At 71.4% G+C, this 18,150-nt stretch carries 18 protein-coding genes; 3 read left to right on the top strand and 15 right to left on the bottom strand.

Going from position 1 to position 18,150, the window contains the following annotated elements; all coding sequences use genetic code 11:
• The 6 genes from BV907_RS14215 to BV907_RS14185 all read right to left on the bottom strand — a co-directional run bounded on the left by BV907_RS14215 (nucleotide 1) and on the right by BV907_RS14185 (nucleotide 4,894).
• Nucleotides 1–627 (bottom strand): DUF4194 domain-containing protein, encoded by a 627-nt coding sequence (locus tag BV907_RS14215; RefSeq protein ID WP_077490396.1) that lies wholly within the window; start codon nucleotides 625–627, stop codon nucleotides 1–3.
• Nucleotides 624–2,066, bottom strand: a complete 1,443-nt coding sequence (locus BV907_RS14210; protein WP_077490395.1) for a DUF3375 domain-containing protein — start codon at nucleotides 2,064–2,066, stop codon at nucleotides 624–626. Before BV907_RS14210 ends, BV907_RS14215 begins: the two co-directional genes overlap by 4 nt.
• Before the next feature lie 545 nt (nucleotides 2,067–2,611).
• Nucleotides 2,612–3,364 carry a DUF429 domain-containing protein gene (locus tag BV907_RS14200; RefSeq protein ID WP_077490393.1) on the bottom strand — a complete coding sequence of 251 codons (753 nt, stop codon included), beginning with the start codon at nucleotides 3,362–3,364 and terminating at the stop codon, nucleotides 2,612–2,614.
• Between the two features lie 28 nt (nucleotides 3,365–3,392).
• The gene (locus BV907_RS14195) at nucleotides 3,393–3,656 is read right to left on the bottom strand and encodes a hypothetical protein (RefSeq protein ID WP_077490392.1); all 264 of its coding nucleotides are present in this window, start codon (nucleotides 3,654–3,656) and stop codon (nucleotides 3,393–3,395) included.
• A 97-nt stretch (nucleotides 3,657–3,753) separates the two neighbouring features.
• Nucleotides 3,754–4,143 (bottom strand): SHOCT domain-containing protein, encoded by a 390-nt coding sequence (locus BV907_RS14190; protein ID WP_077490391.1) that lies wholly within the window; start codon nucleotides 4,141–4,143, stop codon nucleotides 3,754–3,756.
• A gap of 148 nt (nucleotides 4,144–4,291) precedes the next feature.
• Entirely contained in the window at nucleotides 4,292–4,894 is a 603-nt protein-coding gene (locus tag BV907_RS14185) for a TetR/AcrR family transcriptional regulator (protein WP_245827987.1), read from the bottom strand.
• A gap of 130 nt (nucleotides 4,895–5,024) precedes the next feature.
• On the opposite strand from BV907_RS14185, the gene BV907_RS14180 reads away from it, so the two are divergent.
• The gene (locus BV907_RS14180) at nucleotides 5,025–5,273 is read left to right on the top strand and encodes a hypothetical protein (RefSeq protein WP_077490389.1); all 249 of its coding nucleotides are present in this window, start codon (nucleotides 5,025–5,027) and stop codon (nucleotides 5,271–5,273) included.
• A 127-nt stretch (nucleotides 5,274–5,400) separates the two neighbouring features.
• On the opposite strand, the gene BV907_RS14175 is transcribed toward BV907_RS14180, so the two are convergent.
• Nucleotides 5,401–6,696: an FAD-dependent oxidoreductase gene (locus BV907_RS14175; protein ID WP_077490388.1), complete on the bottom strand. Its 1,296-nt coding sequence runs from the start codon at nucleotides 6,694–6,696 to the stop codon at nucleotides 5,401–5,403.
• Nucleotides 6,697–7,034: 338 nt separating this feature from the next.
• Here BV907_RS14175 and BV907_RS18465 point away from each other — a divergent pair, with 338 nt between their 5' ends.
• On the top strand, nucleotides 7,035–7,361 hold the full coding sequence (locus tag BV907_RS18465) for a hypothetical protein (protein WP_139346784.1): 327 nt from the start codon (nucleotides 7,035–7,037) through the stop codon (nucleotides 7,359–7,361).
• Nucleotides 7,358–7,534: a hypothetical protein gene (locus tag BV907_RS18920; RefSeq protein WP_175637469.1), complete on the top strand. Its 177-nt coding sequence runs from the start codon at nucleotides 7,358–7,360 to the stop codon at nucleotides 7,532–7,534. Before BV907_RS18465 ends, BV907_RS18920 begins: the two co-directional genes overlap by 4 nt.
• Nucleotides 7,535–7,673: 139 nt before the next feature.
• Here BV907_RS18920 and BV907_RS14170 read toward each other — a convergent pair whose 3' ends face one another.
• The 8 genes from BV907_RS14170 to BV907_RS14140 form a co-directional block, all read right to left on the bottom strand.
• On the bottom strand, nucleotides 7,674–7,949 hold the full coding sequence (locus tag BV907_RS14170) for a carboxypeptidase-like regulatory domain-containing protein (RefSeq protein WP_077490387.1): 276 nt from the start codon (nucleotides 7,947–7,949) through the stop codon (nucleotides 7,674–7,676).
• Between the two features lie 14 nt (nucleotides 7,950–7,963).
• Nucleotides 7,964–8,911: a trypsin-like serine peptidase gene (locus tag BV907_RS14165; RefSeq protein WP_077490386.1), complete on the bottom strand. Its 948-nt coding sequence runs from the start codon at nucleotides 8,909–8,911 to the stop codon at nucleotides 7,964–7,966.
• A gap of 38 nt (nucleotides 8,912–8,949) precedes the next feature.
• A complete protein-coding gene (locus BV907_RS14160; RefSeq protein ID WP_139346783.1) occupies nucleotides 8,950–10,002 on the bottom strand; it encodes an Ig-like domain-containing protein in 1,053 nt (350 codons plus the stop codon).
• On the bottom strand, nucleotides 9,999–10,640 hold the full coding sequence (locus BV907_RS18460; protein WP_175637468.1) for a sigma factor-like helix-turn-helix DNA-binding protein: 642 nt from the start codon (nucleotides 10,638–10,640) through the stop codon (nucleotides 9,999–10,001). The genes BV907_RS14160 and BV907_RS18460 overlap by 4 nt, the downstream gene beginning before the upstream one ends.
• Before the next feature lie 244 nt (nucleotides 10,641–10,884).
• Nucleotides 10,885–11,610, bottom strand: a complete 726-nt coding sequence (locus BV907_RS14155) for an aspartate/glutamate racemase family protein (protein ID WP_077490384.1) — start codon at nucleotides 11,608–11,610, stop codon at nucleotides 10,885–10,887.
• A gap of 118 nt (nucleotides 11,611–11,728) precedes the next feature.
• Nucleotides 11,729–13,255, bottom strand: a complete 1,527-nt coding sequence (locus BV907_RS14150) for an NCS1 family nucleobase:cation symporter-1 (protein WP_077490383.1) — start codon at nucleotides 13,253–13,255, stop codon at nucleotides 11,729–11,731.
• An 826-nt stretch (nucleotides 13,256–14,081) separates the two neighbouring features.
• Complete coding sequence (locus BV907_RS14145; protein ID WP_077490382.1) at nucleotides 14,082–17,435, bottom strand: DEAD/DEAH box helicase; 3,354 nt, start codon at nucleotides 17,433–17,435, stop codon at nucleotides 14,082–14,084.
• A gap of 55 nt (nucleotides 17,436–17,490) precedes the next feature.
• On the bottom strand, nucleotides 17,491–17,925 hold the full coding sequence (locus BV907_RS14140; protein ID WP_077490381.1) for a PKD domain-containing protein: 435 nt from the start codon (nucleotides 17,923–17,925) through the stop codon (nucleotides 17,491–17,493).
• Nucleotides 17,926–18,150: the final 225 nt, after the last annotated feature.

The raw sequence follows: 18,150 nt of genomic DNA, 5'->3' as shown, positions 1-18,150 counted from the left end.
TCACGCGCCGTCCCCCTCGGTCAGGGCCGCGCGGTAGTCGGCGAGCCGGGCGTCGAACTCCTCGAGCCACTGCGCGTCCACGAACGCTTTGATGATCCGGGCCACCTCGTACTCCGCTTCCTGCCCCCGCATTCGGCGCAGGAAGCCGAGCTCCACGACCTTCTTGATCGTCGCGTTCAGCTGGTCCAGCATCCGCGCCTCGTTGCTCGTCTCGGCCAGGAACACCGCGAGCATGTCCCGCAGCTGGGCCTCGCTCATGACGAGCCGGGTCTCCTCGTTGCGCTGGTCGAACTCGGCCAGCCGCGCCCGGAGCAGGGCGAGGAGGAGGCTCACGGTGAAGGTGAGCTGCCGGCGCGGGATGAGCCGCGGCAGCTCGGCGTCCGCGTCGGTGCGCGAGCGCAGGAACGCGTAGCCCTCGGCGTCGTCGAGGAACAGCTCGAGCCCCAGGACGGAGACGTGGTCCTGCACGTGCGAGCTCAGCTCGCCGAGGGACTGCCACAGCTTCTCGTCCGCCTCGCGGTACAGGACGCCCTTGAAGAGGCGCGTGACGACGGCGGGCAGCTCGTCCGGGTGCGGCGCGGACGACGGCGCCGGGCCGGGGCCGCTGATCGGCTCGCCGATGCTCATGCCGGCCTCACGAAGATGACGCGTTCCACGACTGCCTCCCGCATCTCCCCGTCGGGGAGGGTCCAGGCCAGGCGCTGCTGCTGCCCGGCGTCGATCTCGGCCCACGGCGACTCCGCCGCGAGCTGGAAGTACCCCACGACCTCGGCGAGGCCCTGCTCGATCGGGTACGCGTCCACGATGTCGGCGAGCGTCGCCTGGTCCGCCGCCTCGAGCACCGCGTCGACCTGGCCGCGCAGGCGCTCGCGGTCCACCGCGAACTGGCCGAAGAGCGCCTCGGCGTCCAGCCCGCCATCGTCCGCGACCTCCACGGCGTCGTCGACCGCGACCCGGCCGCTGGGGGAGTAGAGCGGGCGCTCGAACGGCAGCCCGACCTCGACGTGCTGGGCGGGCATCTCGGCGACCGTCCCCCGCGGCGGGCTGTCGCGGAGGGCGAGCGCGTGGCCCTCGATGCTGCGGATGAGGGTGACGATGCGCCGGTTCTCGAGGAAGACCTTGTCGTCGAGGAGGCGGCGCATCTGCTGGGAGAGCCGGCGGACGGTGGCCTGGGTCTGCTCGAGGGCCGGGAGCCAGTCCTGGTGCATGGCCGGGAGGGCCTCGAGCTCGGGAAGCCCGCGGAGGGCCTCAATGTGGCCGGCCCGCTCGAGCAGGCCCAGCAGCTCCGAGCGCTGGGACGGGGACATGAGGTAGTCCCAGAGGCCCTGGAAGGTGCGGCCCTGGAGGGAGCCGGCGATGTCCTGCCGGTTGGCGAAGATGTCCTCGAGCAGATCCCCCTGGGTGCCCTCCCACGTGGCGATGCGCTCGCGCACCTGCCGGTCGAGGGCGCGGAAGTTCTGCTCGACCTCGCGGAAGTCGGCGAGGAGCTCCTTGGCCTGGGCGGTGAGCTGCTGGAGGTGGTCCCGGGCCTCGGGCGCTCCCATGACTCGGACCTCCCCGCGCTCGACCCGCCCGATCTCGGCGTCGATCTGGTCCCGCTCCGCGCGCAGCTCGGCGAGGCGCACCTCGGGATCCGTCTCGGAGCCCTGGACGAGGGCCTTGAGGAGCGCGAAGATCCCGGACAGCCGCGACTGGGTGGCCACGAACTCGCGCCCCTCGAGGGACTCGACCCAGCGGACGACGTCCTCCGTGGACGCCGTGAGATCGTAGACCGGCTCGTCGCGGCTCTCGGCGTAGTACTTCCGCAGCCAGGCCTTCTCGGGGCCTGCCCACTCGTCGAGGTACTCGGCCGCGGGCCGGGGGAACGCGTCCTCGCCGAGGCTCGCGCGGACGCGGAACAGGACGTCGTCGAGCGCGTCGATGAGCTCCTGCCGGCCGAGGTTGCGCCGGTTCGGGACGGTGAAGGCGGCCATGAAGAAGCCCAGCGCGAGGGGAGCGGTCTGGGCGCACAGGAGCGACCAGCCTGGATGGTTCTCCCGGAGGGCGCGGACGGCGAAGAAGTCCATGCCGGCCTCCTTCCGCGGGCGATCACTGGCAGAGTCCATGCTAGGGGCAGGGTCCGACAGGACTCGAACGGCGGGCAAACTCTCCTGCGATAGTGCGGCAGCCACGCCGATCGAAGACGTTTGAGGAGGCCCTTCGAGCGCCAGGCATGGATTCTGAGGACTGTCGGACCCCGGTCCTAAGGTGCCCTCATGAACATTCATTGCCTCCGGCAGGGCTACACCTCGTGAGCGGGAGCTACGAGGAGTTCATGCGCCAGTCGCGCCGTCTCAAGCGCAAACAGCATGAGGCGGAACTCGCTCTCTGGGAGCGGCAGTTCCAGGACCTTGTTGCTGCCACCCGCCCTCCCGGCCCGGAGACGCAGGAGGAGTGGAATCAGCGTATGCAGAAGATCATCTGGTCCAACGTTCCGCTCCCGAAGGAGTTGAGGCCCCGTGACTAGGTGCCCGAATCAGCCCTGGCAGGCCCCGGCCTGCTACGGAGCCGGCGGCAACCCACTCGAGGGGTCCGAGAGAGCGGCGCACGACGGCGCGTGGTCGCCCAAGCGTCACGGCGCCAGGTCCGCGAGCGGCCCGCTCGGCAGGTGGATCCAGCCCTCGTCCCGGGCCAGCTCCGCCACCTCCGGCGCCGGCCGCCACGTCGCCCCGACCGCCGCGGCGCGCGCCGTGAGCGACGCGACGACGGCGTCGAAGAGGTCGTCCGAGGCGGCCAGCGCCTCCCGGTGCTCCTCGAGCGCGAGCCAGGGCGCCGCCCTCGTGAGCGCGTCGACGATCCCGGCCCGCACGGCCGCCGGCTCGGCCCCGGCGCCCTTGTACTTCCGGGCGTGCAGGCCCCAGACCCTGAGCGACCCGGCGGGGTAGACCTCGACCAGCCGCCCGGACCCGTCGCGCGGCTGGGCCCCGAAGGCCTCGGCGATCCGGGCCTGGATGACGGCGCAGCGCATGGCCGGGTGCGCGAGCCGGTCCGCGGAGACGCTCAGCGGGACGAGGCCCGTGCGCGCCGTGACGAATCGGTCCGACTCCCGGTACGCGAGCCGCCGGCGGCCGGCGATGCCATCGTGCGCCAGCACCGGCCCGGGATCGGACCCGACGTGCCCGGCGAGGAACTCGAGGAACGGCCGCGGCCAGCCCAGCGGCGAGTCGACGCCCAGGGCGTCGCCCTCCCCGAAGAGCCGCACGACGTCGTCGTCCGTCACCCCGAGCGAGAGCTCGGCGAGCCGCGCCTCCCCGGCCGACCACTCGAGCACGGCGGCGGCGGTCTTCTTCGGATCCGCCGCCAGGTCGATCCCCACGGTCCTCACGAAGTCACCCTAGAGGGATCGCGGACGGCTACAGGCCGGCGTGCGGGTCTAGCCGGCGCAGGACTGCCGTGTAGGTCTCGTCCCCCAGCTCCTCCCAGTTCAGGTAGTCGTAGCCATCGGGGATCTGGAGACGCACGAAGGCCAGCCCTCGAGTGTAGAAGTCGCCTTCGCCGTCCCAGGGGATGGGAGCTTCCTTCAGGAGGGCGCCCGAATCGTCCCACAGCCTGGTCCACCAGGTTCCGTCCCGCTTCCGGAAGACCGTCACGCTGACCGGTTCGACTTCGATGTTCATGCGCTCAAGGTATCGCGGGACGCGCCGCCGGGGGATGTGCTCGAGCGGGTCGAATAGTCGCGCACGCTCTGGGGCCTGGCCCGGGCCGGGAGCCTGTTCAGGCGCCCCCGCGCTGCTGCCGCAGGACGTCGAGGCGGGCCCGGTACTCGGCCTCGTCGATCTCCCCGCGGGCGAAGCGCTCCGCGAGCACATCCTCGGCCCGGCCCCCGGCGTACATCGCCTCGGGCTGTCCCGGCGGCACCGGAGGCGGGGGAGCCCAGCCCGGCTGCTGCGGAGCCGAGGCCCAGCCCTGCGGCTGCGCCGGCCCGCCGCCCCAGCCCTGCGACTGCGCGGGGCCGCCGCCCCAGCCCTGCCTGCCACGGAGCTGGTTCGCCCGGAGGGACCGCGCGAGGAGGACGATGAGCGTGATCACCGCGGCCCAGAAGAGAACGAAGCCCAGGCTCATGAGCACCTGCCACCAAGCGCCCATCTGGCCGTTCCAGTACATGACGGACCTCCTCCGGCCCCACCGCCACGGAACTGACCCGCGGCGCCTGCCCCCATTGTCGGCGCGCCGGACCGCGCACTCCAGAGGCCATCGTCCCGCCCCACCGCGACCGCCCGGCCGTGACCGCCGGGAACGGCTCCCGGGCCGCTCAGGACCTCGCCACCCGATGGTGCTCGATGAGGATGGACGCCATCTCCCGTGCGCGCTCGCCAGCCCGCTGGTCGCCCTCGGCGGCGGCGACGATCGCGCCCTTGATGAGGATGTGGCACGACCATGCGAAATCCTGGGGGTCGCGGAGCCCGGCCGAGCGGGCGAGCGAGGCCATCTCCTCCCGGGTGCGGGCGAGGTACTCGATGCTGGCCCTGCCGAGGGGATGCTCCGCGCCCATCTCCATCATGACGTGCAGGAACGAGCTCACCTCGGCCGCGCCCTGCTGGAACCACTCGTTGAACACGTCGAAGATCGCCAGCAGCGCCGCCTCGCCGCTCCCGCCGTGGCGTGCCGTCGCCTCGGCGACCGCGGCGCTGCGCGCCCGGTACCAGCGGTCGAGGTATGCAAGCGCGAGCTCGTCCTTGGAGCGGAACTTTCGGTAGAACGTCGCCCGGGCCACGCCCGAGCGCTCGATCAGCTCGTCCACGCCCACGTCACGGATCCCCCGGTGGGAGAACAGCTCGAAGGACGTGTCGAGGATGCGCTCCCGCGGCCCGTCGCGGCGTCTGCCGTTGGCCCGAGAGGGGTCAGGGGAAGACATTGTCGTGCCGGCTGCGTCGCGCGAGACCATGTCAAAAGCTTTACCCCATCGGGCCCATCCCTACCGCACCGCTGGCGGCCACCGCGTGGCGCGTGGACAGAACGATCTGTCTGCCCTTACCGTCGTGCCCATGGAGTGGAAAACCCAGAACGAGGACCAGCAGGCCAGGGCCCTCACCGCCGCGATCGTGGGGGAGCAGGCCCGCGACATCATGCGCGAGGTTCTGGACGACGAGACCCTCGACGACGCGACCCGCGACGCCCTCGCCGGCAAGATGGCCGAACATCCGACCGATCCGGCGCGCGCCCTGCTCGAGCACTTCCTGAGCGCCCGCCTCCCACAGTTCGCCCAGCAGGAATCCACCCAGCCCGTCGCGTAGGGTCCCGGGGCGGCGGGGAGCTGCCGCGGCCCGGATAACCACGCGACATACGACGGCGGCGACGCACCCACGCGGGTGCGTCGCCGCCGTCGTGTGTCGCCCGGGCGCGCCGCCGGACTCATAGGAATCAGAGCGGCTCGGGCCGCCGGGCCCACTCCGGCGCATGCTCGGGCCGGGGCCCGATCGCGACGAAGTACGCGGGGAAGCGCTGCAGGGCCGGGAATCGCGTGAGGAGCCGCAGCGGGAGCGGCATCCCGCGCGGCTCCCGCCGGGGGAGGTCCTTCCGTCCCAGGGCCCTGCGCACGACGAGCGCGTAGGCCATCCGCTGGAACCCCTGGAGGAGCGCCGTCGGCCACCACCGCCGCCGCTGGACGGCGGCGAGCACCGACTCGGGGACGGGCCCCGCCTGCCGGCGCATCCGCCCGCCGACGATCCGCGCCGCCGCGACGGCGTCCTGGATCGCGAGGTTGATGCCCACCCCGCCCACCGGGGACATCGGGTGCGCGGCGTCGCCGAGGCACAGGAGCCCGTCCAGGTGCCAGCGCGGGAGGCGCTCGATGCGCACGTCGAGGAGCTTGACGTCGTCCATCGACCGGGGCCCCTCACTGAGCCGGTCCGCGATCTCCGGGGCGAGCCTGGCGACGTGCTCGCGGAACGCCTCGATGCCCTCGGCCCGCAGCTCGGCATCGGCACCCTTCGGGATGACGTAGCCGCACTGCCAGTAGTCGCCCCGGTCGATCCTGATGAGGAAGGACCCGCTCGAGAGCCGCCCGATCCCGCCGGCCGGATCGCCCTCGCGGCGCGGGAGCCGGAACCACCACACGTCCATCGCCCCGCCGAACCGCCGGGCCACGAGGCCCGCCGCGTCCCGCACTGCGGACCCGCGCCCGTCGCACGCGACGACGAGGTCCGCGGCGAGGGTCCTGACCTCCCGCTGCGCCCCGCCCGGCGAGGCCCCCGCCCCCGGGACGTACTCGCGCCAGCGAACCCCGGCGACCCGCGCGCCGTCGTGCGCCAGGCCCACCGCCTCGGCCGAGCGGACGAGCGTGAAGCACGGCTCCTCCTCGGCCGCTCTCGCGAGCATCTCGAGGAAGTCCCACTGCGGCACGAGCGCGATCCCGCGGTGCCGCCCGGGTATGGACGCGCCGAGGTTGGTCAGGCGGGCGGTGCCGGCGTCGAGCCGGATCTCTGCGCGGTCGAGGAGCCTGGCCGGCAGCCGGCCGAACGCCGTCGCGAGGCCCAGCTCGTCGAGCAGCGTCAGGGTCGAGGCGTGGACGGTGTCGCCGCGGAAGTCCCGCAGGAAGTCGGCGTGCTTCTCGAGCACGACGACGTCGATCCCGCCCCGCGCGAGCAGCAGCCCCAGGACCATGCCCGCGGGCCCGCCGCCCACCACCGCCACGCGCGTCCGCTCCGGTGCACTCATGCGCCCAGCCTAAGCCGCACCTCCCTGCGTTGCGGGGTCACCTTCCTGCGTTGCGGGGTCACCTTCCTGCGATGCGGGGTCACGTTCCTGCGCTGCAGGGTCACTCAGACCCGGGCCAGGAGCCCCGTGAGCCGCCCGCCAACGACCGTGCCGAGCACCGCGGACGCGGCGAGCGCTATTCGGCGGGGATTCTGTCAGCGGTAGATGGCCCTGACCTTCACACACGTGGGTTCGGAATGCCTGACGACCGCACTTCTCCGCACAAGGAAGAACCCGGTACTCGGCCGCGTGCCTTCTCGTGCCCGAGAACTGTCGGTGGGAGGAGCGATCATCTGACCATGAAGCGCTACCCGACTACCGTCGAGGAGATGCTGGCTGCGCAGACAAGGAGCAGCGTGAGGGGGCGCAGGGCGTGGTTCATCCTTGCGGTCTTCTTCCTCATCATGAGGTGTTCACGTGGCCTTGGACTGTCCGTTCGAGCCCCACCCCCGCGCATCGCGGCGATCGCCGCGCTCGGGCTGCTGACACCCGCCGCGCCCGCGCCCGCATGGAAATCCCTTTGGGACATTGAACGAATCCGAACGACGACGACTTTCACAGCGGCACAGCCAGCGGGCCTCGCGGAATGGTTGCACACGTTCACGATGAGAGGAGAGACAGCATGACCCCCGAGCAAGAGGAGTACTGGACGCCCGAGCGGCGCGCCAACTTCGAAAAGAATCTGGCGGAGATCAATGAGCGCGCGGCCCGGAACAGGACACTGCTTCCGTCCGGCAGGGCCATCGTGTTCACATGGCTGCTGCTGTTGGTGATCATCATGCCGTTCTGGGGTCGCTGACCTTAGACCCCTTTTGGCGCCGGCGCGGTCATCGAGGACACCCCGCGCCGGCTTCGCATGGGACGAGGCGCTGCGGGCCCTCGTCCGCGCCTAACGGGCCGCGCCGATCGCGAACGCGGCTCGGGTGAGCCGGCGAAAGTCAGCTGCCGGGGGACGCGCGCCGCAGCCGGATTTCCAGCGCGGCCTCGCCGTCGCCACCGACGGTGACCTCCGCCGTCGTGCGCTCGAAGCCGTCCGCGCTCACGCCCACCTCGTACTCGCCGGGCGCGGGCGCGGTGAGCGTGAAGCGGCCATCGGCGTCGGTGAGGGCCGCAATGTCCGGCATGGGGACCGGGGCGCGCACGACGGCGACACTCGCCAGCGCGAGCGGGGCGCCGCCGTCGTCGGTCACCCGGCCGGTGAGCAGGGCAGGCATGGGACCAGTGTGCGCTACGCCTTCCACGCCTTGAAGTTGTCGAACACCGGGCCCGTGATGCGCGTGCCAGAGTTCGTCGTCGCCCCGCCGTACGCGTGGACCGCGATGCCGTACCTCCCGCCGGACTTGATCCGGTAGACGGCGGAGCCGCTCTGCCCGCCGGCCGTGTCGATGTCGTACCGCACCTTGCGCGGCCCCACCGACGCGACCTTCCGGGCCGCGTACCACTGCGTCCCGGACGGCTTGTCGCCCGGGTAGCCCGAGATGTTCGCCGTCACGCTGAGCAGGTCCGCGTCGGTGTACGCGCCATAGCCGAACCAGCCGGTCGAGGTGCCGAGCTCGGTCGGGATGATGATCGCGCCGTAGTCGTAGTTCTCGCTCCCGGAAACGGTCCAGCCCTTGACCGAGCGGAAGCTCGTGCTTGTGACCGAGCCGTAGGGCAGGGACGAGCCGTCGCGGCCCGGCATCACCTGGATCTTCTTGACCCACCCGTCCCGGCCCGGCACGCCGCTGTTCTTGATGAACACGACGTGCCCGGCCGTGATGAGCGTGTGCGGGCCGATGAACCAGCCCGTCCCGATCCACAGCGAGTTGTCCGCGGCCGTGATGAGGAGGGAGGCGTGGACGCGCCACGGGTAGGTGTTCGCGGGCGAGATCTGGACCCGGTCGTCCGGCCCGTGGACCGTCTCCGGCAGCGCCGCCGGGGTGCCGAAGGACGCCTCGCCGATGTCCGGCAGGTCGAGCTCGGGCACGACCCACGACGGCTCGGGGGCGAGCTCCGCCAGGCGGGCCCCGGGAAGCGGCTCGGCGCCGTCGTCCTCGAGATCCCCCGAGGCCTCGCCGTTCGAGCCGGTTGACGGCTCCTCGGCCATCGGCTGGGTGACGGTCTCCTCGCCGAGGGCCTCGGGTTCGTTGGAGACGGCGCCGTGCGGATCGTCGACGAGTTCTGGTGTCGTTGTCATTGCTGGTTCCTCTCATTCGGTGGGTGATGGGTGCGAGGTCAGTAGATCTGCTTGACGGTGACGGTGACCGGCGGGCTCGTGACGTCCCCGAGCGCGGCGGTGATCGTTGCCGTGCCGTGGCCCTCGGGGTAGACGTAGCCGCGGCTGTCGACGTGCGCGATGCCGTTGTCCGTCGATGCCCAGGCGACGAGGTCGCTCTCCCCGCTCGTCCCGTCCCGGTACACGACCGTGGCGGTGAGCTTGACGGGCTTGTCCCCGGCGTAGAGGATCGGCAGCTCGGGCGGGTAGATCGTGATGCGCACGACGGCGGGCGGGTTGACGGTGACGGTCGCGGTCGCCGTGAAGGCCGTCCCCGCCTCGTCCCTCGCGAGGGCCGTGATCTTCGCGGTCCCCGCGGCGATGGCGGTCTCGGTTGCCCCGCCGTTCGGCTGCGCCGCCACGGTCGCGACCGTGGGGTCCGACGACCACCACTCGGCGTGCGCTGGCGCCGCCGACGAGCCGTCGCTGTAGATGAAGTGCGCGTTGATCGTGCCCGTCGTCCCCGCCTCGACCGTCAGGGAGTCCGGGTCGACGCGCAGCGCGACGATGTGGGGCAGCGGCGTCGGGCTCGGCGTCGGCCCTCCGGCGACGGCGAACGCGGCCGATCCGCTGTGCCCGCCGAACGCGGCGGTGACCTCGGCGGTGCCGGGGCCGACGGCGGTCACGAGCCCGGCGCCGTCGACAGCGACGACGGCGGGGTCCGCGCTCGCCCACACGACCCCGCCCCCGAGGACGCGCGAGCCGCCGTCGCTCAGCGCGGCAGTCGCCGTGGCCTGCACGCGGGTGCCCAGCTCGAGCGCGTGCCCGGGCGCGGTGACGGCGACGCCGACGACCGTCGCGGGCCCTGGGCCCTCGCCCGCGCCCAGGAGCCGCACGACGACGAGCGTGGCCGCCGCGGCGAGCACCAGCACGGCCGTCAGGACGCTGACGAGGGACAGGCGCGAGCGCAGCCGCTGCTGCCCGAGGGCCACCGACCGGTCGAGGTCCGCCGGGTGCCGCTCGGCCAACTCGACTGCCTCGGCGTAGAGCAGCTGGCGCAGGTCGGTGTTCACGGCTGCCCGCTCCCCAGCGCGAGCTGCGCCCTCTCGTTGGCGCGCTCGAGGCGCTCGGTGACCGCCGTCGTCGTGCTCTCCGTGAGCCCGGCGATCTCGGCGATGGTGAGGGAGGCGAAGTCGTGGAGCACGACGACGATGCGCTCGCCGGCGGGGAGCGCGGCCAGGAGCGTCTTGGGGTGCTTGGGCTTCCTTGCCGGGCCCCAGCGGTCCTGCCGGTCGAGCAGGTGCACGAGGACGCACAGGGTGTAGAGGCGCAGCTGCGGGGTGACGGGGCCGCGCCACACCTCGGCGGTGCGGGCCCACGCGGCCTCGAGGAGGGCCTTCGCCTGCTCAGGATCGCCGCACAGGAGCTGGGCGCACAGCTGGAGGTCGCCTCGCTGCTGCTCGAACACGGAGGCGATGTCCGTCTGCCGGCCGGCGAGGGCCGCCGAGAGCCGGATGTCTCCGGGCAGGCCGAGCTCGACGTCCCGCACCGCCGGCAGGGCCGCGGCGAGGAGGACCAGCGCGCCGGCGCCGATCGGGACTGCGGAGAGGAGCGTGGGCACGAACCAGCCCGCGGCGATCGCGGCGATTCCCGCCGCGGCGATCAGGACGCGCGCGGGGCGAATGGCGGCCAGGACATGGCGTTTGGGCACTTCGCACATGGTGCACCTCGCAGGTAGGCCTCCAGTCTAAATCCATCGACTGGAGAAACCAAGGCGCAGTCCATCGTTTGGAGAAACCTGGTTGTGGGCTGCCAGAGAACGGCAAGGACCGGTCCCGCCCGACACAGGTCCTTCCCCGCGAGACAGGTCGGCTCCGCGGCGGTCTCGCAGCAAGGCACCGGCCTCGTGGCGAGACCGGTGCCAAACCGCGCAGCGCGCGGATAACCGCGCAGGGCTACCGCGCCGAGAGCGGCCAGCCGATGACCTTCTTCTCCCGCGGCCGCGCGTACGTGCGCACCTTCGACGTCGAGAGCCCGAGCCGCACGAGCCCCTCAGCCACCGCGACCGCCGCCGCGACGCCGTCGACCACCGGCACGCCGCAGCACTCGCGGATCTGCGCGTCGAGCCCGCTCATCCCGCCGCAGCCGAGCACGATCACCTCGGCCTTGTCGTCGCCCACGGCCATCTCCGCCTGCGAGACGATCTCCTTGACCGCCCGATCCGGGTCTTCCTCGAGCTCGAGCACGCCGAGCCCCGAGGCCCGGACCGAGGCGCACCGGGCGTCGAGGCCGGCGAGCTTGAGCCGGTCCTCGATGAGCGGCACGGCCCGGTCGAGGGTCGTGACGACCGAGTACTTGTGCCCGAGGTACATCGCGGTCGAGGCGGCCGCCTCGGTGATGTCCACGACCGGCACGTCGAGCAGCTCCTGGAGCCCCTCGCGGCCGTGCTCGCCGTAGCCGGCCTGGATGACGGCGTCGAACTCGCCCTCGTACCGGGTCACGGCGTCCATGACGGCGATCGCGGCGAGGTAGGACTCGAAGTTGCCCTCGCACGAGTCGGCGCCGAAGTGCGGCGTGATGCCCACGATCTCGGTCCCGGGCGAGGCGGCGGCGCGGGCTGCCTCGGCGATCGAGTCGGTCATGGACTGGGTCGTGTTGACGTTGGCGACGAGGATGCGCATGGGTCTTCCTTGCTTCGGGCTCTGGCGCGGCGGGCGGCCGTGCGGGGAGTGGTGCGGACGACGGCGGCGGGCCGGGGCTGTGAGCCGGCCCGCCGCCGTCGTGCTTAAGGGTGGGCGGCTAGTGCACGCTCGGGACGGCGATGGCCTCGCCGTCGGCGTCCGCGAAAGTGCGCTGGCGGTCGGCGATGAACCAGTAGTTGACGGCGGCGATGCCCGCGCCGAAGAACCACGAGAAGGAGCTCAGCGCGCCCAGCGCCGGGATGAAGGCGATCGCGATCGCGACGGCCGCGGCGGGGATGAGCGCGGCGACGGCGCGCGGGTTGACGCCCTTCGTGTAGTGGAACTCGCCGGCGCGGTCCTCGGAGTAGAGGGCCGGGACGTTGACCTTGCCGCGGCGGATGAGCCAGTAGTCGGCCATGATGACGCCGAACAGCGGGCCGAGGAGGGCACCGAGGCCGCCGAGGAAGTACACGATCACGACCGGGTTGTTGTACAGGTTCCAGGGCAGGATCACGAGGCCGATCACGGCCGAGACGATCGCGGCCTTGCGGAAGTCGAGCCGCTTCGGGAAGAGGTTGGTCAGGGCGTACGTCGGGGCGACGAAGTTGGCCATGAGGTTCACGGCGATGGTCAGGATCAGGAGCGCGGCCGAGGCGCCTGCGAGCAGGAGCGTGTTCGGGATCTCGGCGACGATGTCCGAGGGGCTCGTGATGATCTGGCCGTTGATCTTGAACTGGGCGCCGGCGAGGACCACGGTGATGGCGCCGAAGAGGAGCATGTTGATCGGGATGCCCCAGAAGTTGCCCTTGACGATCGCGCCCTTGGACTTGGCCGAGCGGGTGAAGTCGCAGAAGTTCAGCACGAAGGTGGCGTAGATCGAGACCCAGAGGGCGCCGCCGCCGAGGATCTGGAGCCACATGTCCCCGCCGGTGAGGCTCTTGTCAGTGCTCCACGCGATCTCGAAGCCGGCCTGGGCGAACATCCAGACGGCGAGGGCGAGCATCGTGACGAGGATGACGGGACCGGCGAAGGCCTCGTACTTGCGGATCATCTCCATTCCGTAGGAGACGATGACGACCTGGACGATCCACAGGCCCACGAACGCCGCCCAGCCGAGCGGGGAGAGGCCGAGGATCGAGCCCTCGTCGAGCGGTGCGAGGCCCGGGGCGAGGGCGAGGATGAGGACGCGCAGGACGACGGAGGCCAGGTAGGTCTGGATGCCGAACCAGGCGATCGCGACGCCGCCGCGGAGCACCGCGGCGATCTGCGCGCCGTGGATGCCGAAGGCGATGCGGCTCATGACCGGGAAGGGGATGCCGGTCTTCTGGCCCATGAAGCCCGAGAGGTTCAGGAGGGCGAACAGGAGGGCCGCGCCGACGCCGAGCGCCGCGAGGACCTGCCAGCCGCCGAGCCCGAGGGCGAAGAGGCCGATCGCGAAGGCGTAGTTGCCGAGGCTGTGCACGTCGTTGGCCCACAGGGTGAAGATGCTGTAGGCGGTCCACTTGCGGCCGGCGCGCTGGGTGGGGGCGAGGTCCTTGTTGTAGAGGCGGGGGCTCACACCGTCGGGGAGGGACGACGGCGCGTGCCCGCCGGCGATTCCGGCGGTGTCCAGCGGCGGGACGACGATGTCCGTGGTGCTGTTCATGGGTTCTTCTCTCGGATCGGGGAACGCGGCCCACTGGGCCATTCTCGGGTGATCCGCTGTGCCTGTTTGCCTGTTGTCGCTGTGAGGCTCAGCAGCGCGGCCCGGGGGGAGCCGCTGTGGTGCGAGTCTCGGGCTACTGTGACCCGCGTCTCGCGCTCTGGTATCCCAAATGTACAGGCTTGGTATCCCGTCTGCAATAGGGAAAATTATTTCCGTTCTACGGAAATTTGGGCTTGGGATGGTCCGGCCGCCGGGCGGCCCAACCGAAGGGGCGGAAGGGGCCTGTCTCGGGCCGAGACAGGTCCGTCGCCGCGAGACAGGTTGGAAAGACCCCGGTCTCGCAGCGAGGCGCCGGCCTCACAACGAAACCGGCGCCCATCCGCGGCGGCCCGTCCGGCGGTGTCGCCGCCCGGCCGCTCAACGGAAGGGGCCTGTCTCGGGCCGAGACAGGTCCGTCCCTGCGAGACAGGTTGGAAAGACCCCGGTCTCGCAGCCAGGCACCGGTCTCACAACGAAACCGGTGCCCATCCGCGCCGGCCCTGTCTGTCGGCTTCTCCCTGCGTCAGTTGGCGGAGCCGGCCATGCGGGTGCGGTCGGTGGCGAGCCGGGAGTCGGCGACGGCCTCCATGTTCTCCTCGGCCCAGGCCTTCATGCTCGCGATGAGCGGCAGGAGGGACCGGCCCCGGCGGCGTGAGCGAGTAATCGATTCGCGGCGTAAGGAGGCACTTCAAGGTGCCCGGGGCCCGCGCGCGATCCGCGGCGTCGCACACGAACGCGGCGCCCCCGGCCGCTGGCGTGAAGGCGCCGCCAGCCGCTGAGGGTTTCCCTACGCGAGCAGGCCGCGCACGTCGTCGGCGGTGAGGGTCGAGGCGAACATCGCGTCGTCGTCCATGACCGAGGCGAAGAGGGCGGCCTTCTTCTCCTTGAGCTCCATGACCTTCTCCTCGATGGTGCCCTTGGCGACGAGCCGGTAGGTCATGACGCGCCGGGTCTGGCCGATGCGGTGGGCGCGGTCCACGGCCTGGGCCTCGGCCGTGGGGTTCCACCACGGGTCGAGGAGGAAGCAGTAGTCCGCCTCGGTGAGGTTGAGCCCGAAGCCGCCGGCCTTGAGCGAGATGAGGAAGACGGGCGCCTGCCCCTCCTTGAACCGGGCGACGGTCTCGCCGCGGCGCCGGGTCGTGCCGTCGAGGTACTCGTAGGCGATGCCCTCGGCCTCGAGCCGGGCCGCGGCCTTCTTGAGGAAGGAGGTGAACTGGCTGAACACGAGCGCCCGATGGCCTTCCGCGACGACGTCGCCGAGCTGCTCGAGGAGCGCGTCGAGCTTCGCCGGGGACACGCCGTCGTGCGCCTCGTCGACGAGGGCGGGATCCAGGGCCATGAGCCGCAGGAGCGTGAGCGAGCGGAAGACGATGAAGCGGTTCCGGTCGAGGTCCTCGACCAGGCCCAGGACCTTCTCGCGCTCGCGCTGGAGGTACTGCTGGTAGAGCTTGCGGTGCCGGGGGTCGAGGTCGACGTCGAGGCGCTGCTCGAGCTTCTCCGGCAGCTCGGTCGCGACGGCCTCCTTGGTGCGGCGCAGCATGAGCGGCCGGACGCGCCGTCGCAGCCTCGCGAGGCGCTTGGCGTCGGCGTTCTTCTCGATGGGCTTGGCGAAGTCCTGGGCGAAGTGGTGCGCGGCAGGGAAGAGGCCCGGCGCGACGATCGCGAAGAGGCTCCAGAGCTCCATGAGGTTGTTCTCGAGCGGCGTGCCGGTGAGGGCCAGCTTGAAGGGCGCGGCGAGGTCGCGGGCGCACTGGTGCGCCTTGGTGGCGCGGTTCTTGAGGAATTGGGCCTCGTCCATGATGAGCCCTGCCCAGTCCAGGTCCGCGTAGGCCTCGTAGTCGAGGCGGAAGAGGGCGTAGCTCGTGACGACGATGTCCGCCCCGGCGGCCGTCTCCGCGAGTGGGGTCCCGGCCTTGGCCTGCGTGTCAGCGAGCGCGGCCGTCCTCAGCTCCGGGGCGAACCGCGCGCACTCGGCAGCCCAGTTGGGCACGACGGAGGTCGGGGCGACGACGAGGAACGGCGCTTTCGGATGCGCGGAGTCGGCGTCCCGCGCGTGCAGGATCAGCGCGAGGGTCTGCAGCGTCTTGCCCAGGCCCATATCGTCGGCAAGCACCCCGCCGAGCCCGTGCCGGTGCAAGAAAGCGAGCCACTGGAGGCCCTCCTCCTGGTAGGGGCGCAGCTCGGCGTTGAGGCTGGCGGGGACGGGCACGCGGTCGAGGGCGTGCGGGTCCAGGAGGCCCTGGACGGCCTGCTTCCAGCGGGGTGCCTCCTCGGTCTGGCCGGCGAGCTCCGCGATCTCGTCCCACAGTCCGGCCTGATAGAGGCTCAGCCGCGGCGGCTTCTTCGAGGTGCTCTCGGCCCGCCACTCGCGCAGCTCGTGGGACTCGTCGATGAGCCGGCGCAGCCGCTGGATCTCCGGGGTGTCGATGCGGAACCAGGTCTTGTCCGGCATCAGGACCTTGTCGCGGCCGCGCGCGAGGGCCGTGAAGATGTCCTGGAACGGGATCGACCGGCCTGCGATCTGGACCATCAGGCCGAGGTCGAACCAGTCGCGCTTCTCGCTCTCGACCGTGCTGACCACGAGTTGCGGCGACCCCTCAAGCCTCCGGTAGTCGGGCTGGATGCCCTCGACGCGCACGTCGACGCCGTCGAGCCTGCGCAGCGCAGGGAGGACACGCTCCGCGAAGTCCGCCGTGTCGAGGTCCTCGAGCCGCGCCGGGCCGAGTGGCTTCCCGCGCAAAGGGCTGTCCGCGAGCGCGCCTTGCACCCTTCCGACCGCCGCCTCCTCCGCGGGCTCGTCCCGACGGGCGCCGTCGTCCGGGGACGCCACGAGCGCGAGCCGCCGTACGGCGTCGCCCGTCCGGTACTCCCAGTGCCAGGCGAGGCGCAGCACGTCGTCGGGCTCGAAGCTCGCGGTGAGCACGAGCAGCGGCGGGTCGATGGGCGGGAGGTCCACGGCGTCGTTGGCCGCGGTGAGGACCACCGAGCGGGCCAGATCCGGGTAGAACTCGGCGATGAAGGCGTCTCGGTCCGCGGCGGGGATCTCGATCCCGTCAGCGGTCGCGAGCAGGGCGCGCTCGCGGCCGCCGAGCCGGGACTCGCTCGGAGCGAGGAAGATGTGGTCGTCGCCTCCGCCACGCACGACGGCGTAGGCGCCGTGGTCGCCGATCGTGCCCGCCGCCGTGGCCGCGACCGGAGATCCGCCCATGGCGAGGACCGGCTTGAGGCGGAGGCCGCCGTCGTCCGAGGGGAGCGCCTCGAGCGTCACCGTCGCGGGGCCGTCGCCGAATCCAACGACCATGCCCTTGCGGGTGCCGACGAACTCGACGCCGAGATGGCCGGCGGCGTCGAGGAGGGTCCAGAGGAGCGGGCTGGCGAAGTCGTCGAGGTACATCCACGGGTCGTTGCCATTCCAGTACCCGGATTCCGTGCCGAGGCGCAGGGCCTGGATCTCACGGAAGCACGCGAAGTGCGGCTCGAGGTAGTCGCCGTAGAGGTCCTGGCGCCCGAACGTGGTCCAGGTGAGGTTGCTCTTGATCCAGTTGTTCGTGGAGGGGTTGTGCACGACGGGGCGCATGCCGAGCTTGCTGCCCTGCCGATACCGCTCGGCGAGGGGCCTGCCGAACCGCTTGCCGAGGTCTGCGTCGAGGTCCCGGAGCTCGAACTGCAGGCCCAGCCGCTGGGCCGGGCCGGAGCGGGCATGCCGACCGCCTGGGTCGATGATGCGGCGGAGCTCGGACTTCCAGGCGGGCTCGGGGGCCGGGGGCGCCTCCGGCGCGGACGCTGCGGCCATGCCCCGCAGGCTCGCGGTGTTGGAGGCGATGACGAGGGCCCCGACGTGCTTGCAGTCGGCGCCGATGGGGCACGTGCACCAGCTGCCGGAATAGGTGAAGCCTGTCCGCGTGCGCTTGAGGTAGGCGCAGGCCTCGTATGGCTCGGGGTCGCCGCCCTGGACGAAGCCGACGATCTCCGCCGCTCCCGGGTCGTAGGTAAACGAGAGGACATGGCCGCCACGGGCGTAGTTGTGCGCCCTGGCCATGGCGGCCGGGCCGATCCTTGAGACCATCCCCGTGGTGTCCACGATGGGCAGGTCGGAGTGCTCTCCGGTGCTGTCCTCGCGGGGGAGGGGGAAGGCCGTCATGGATTTATCGTCCCATGGGGGTCTGACAGTCCTCGTTAGAGGCCAGTCGTAGGGGCTATTGGCAGCTGCCGCCCTGCGGGTTGACGTTGCAGTCGTCGGCGTAGAGCTTGACCTCTGAACGCCAGACGCTGAGCGTCCTGGGTGCGCTAGGGATGGGTGCGTTGCCGACGATGGGCTGGTAGGGCCCGCCGTCGACCGAGAATTCGCCGGTGAAAACAGTGGTGAGATTCACGGCGAAGTCGCCGGTCTGACGGTAGACGTGGCTCGTAACCGTCTTCTCGCCCCAGCGGCTCTCGGGGATAGGACCGCCGGGGGCCGCAGTGATGAGCGAGGTGCCGTCGCCGTAGTCCCAGCGGTACTCGCTGGGCTTCACTCGCACGTCGACGCGACGGCCGAGGATGTCGATGGTGAATGACTGGTCGGCGGGCTCGGCGTAGATGTTCGTCTCGGCGCCCTTGAGCGTGTGCCGACCGGGCTGGGACCCCAGCATTGGCGCGGCGATGGGCAGTTCCCGCAGCTGCTTCTCAGTGACCGCGACAACGACGTCTCCTGGACGATCTGGTGTCTCGCCCGGGATGAGGCAATCTTGCTCAAGTCGCTGCCAATCCGCGCTGGGATTGCGTCTATCAAGGCGGGACCAGAGCACCGACTGTGCACCCGGGCTATCGCATTCACGTGCCAAGCCTCGGCAGACGTCTAACTCTGCGCCAGTGTC

It is taken from the genome of Sinomonas mesophila (assembly GCF_001999765.1).
GTDB lineage: Bacteria > Actinomycetota > Actinomycetes > Actinomycetales > Micrococcaceae > Sinomonas > Sinomonas mesophila.
This window is presented reverse-complemented; position numbering and strand designations above follow the sequence as displayed.

Bases quoted from the DNA above. Each gene is read 5' to 3' on its own strand.
- BV907_RS14170 (WP_077490387.1), bottom strand. From the start codon at position 7,949: ATGCCTGCCCTGCTCACCGGCCGGGTGACCGACGACGGCGGCGCCCCG.
- BV907_RS14155 (WP_077490384.1), bottom strand. From the start codon at position 11,610: ATGCGCATCCTCGTCGCCAACGTCAACACGACCCAGTCCATGACCGAC.
- BV907_RS14215 (WP_077490396.1), bottom strand. From the start codon at position 627: ATGAGCATCGGCGAGCCGATCAGCGGCCCCGGCCCGGCGCCGTCGTCC.
- BV907_RS14185 (WP_245827987.1), bottom strand. From the start codon at position 4,894: ATGTCTTCCCCTGACCCCTCTCGGGCCAACGGCAGACGCCGCGACGGG.
- BV907_RS14195 (WP_077490392.1), bottom strand. From the start codon at position 3,656: ATGAACATCGAAGTCGAACCGGTCAGCGTGACGGTCTTCCGGAAGCGG.
- BV907_RS18465 (WP_139346784.1), top strand. From the start codon at position 7,035: ATGAAGCGCTACCCGACTACCGTCGAGGAGATGCTGGCTGCGCAGACA.
- BV907_RS14145 (WP_077490382.1), bottom strand. From the start codon at position 17,435: ATGACGGCCTTCCCCCTCCCCCGCGAGGACAGCACCGGAGAGCACTCC.
- BV907_RS14190 (WP_077490391.1), bottom strand. From the start codon at position 4,143: ATGTACTGGAACGGCCAGATGGGCGCTTGGTGGCAGGTGCTCATGAGC.
- BV907_RS14150 (WP_077490383.1), bottom strand. From the start codon at position 13,255: ATGAACAGCACCACGGACATCGTCGTCCCGCCGCTGGACACCGCCGGA.
- BV907_RS18920 (WP_175637469.1), top strand. From the start codon at position 7,358: ATGACCCCCGAGCAAGAGGAGTACTGGACGCCCGAGCGGCGCGCCAAC.
- BV907_RS14210 (WP_077490395.1), bottom strand. From the start codon at position 2,066: ATGGACTTCTTCGCCGTCCGCGCCCTCCGGGAGAACCATCCAGGCTGG.
- BV907_RS14140 (WP_077490381.1), bottom strand. From the start codon at position 17,925: ATGCTGGGGTCCCAGCCCGGTCGGCACACGCTCAAGGGCGCCGAGACG.
- BV907_RS14180 (WP_077490389.1), top strand. From the start codon at position 5,025: ATGGAGTGGAAAACCCAGAACGAGGACCAGCAGGCCAGGGCCCTCACC.
- BV907_RS14175 (WP_077490388.1), bottom strand. From the start codon at position 6,696: ATGAGTGCACCGGAGCGGACGCGCGTGGCGGTGGTGGGCGGCGGGCCC.
- BV907_RS14165 (WP_077490386.1), bottom strand. From the start codon at position 8,911: ATGACAACGACACCAGAACTCGTCGACGATCCGCACGGCGCCGTCTCC.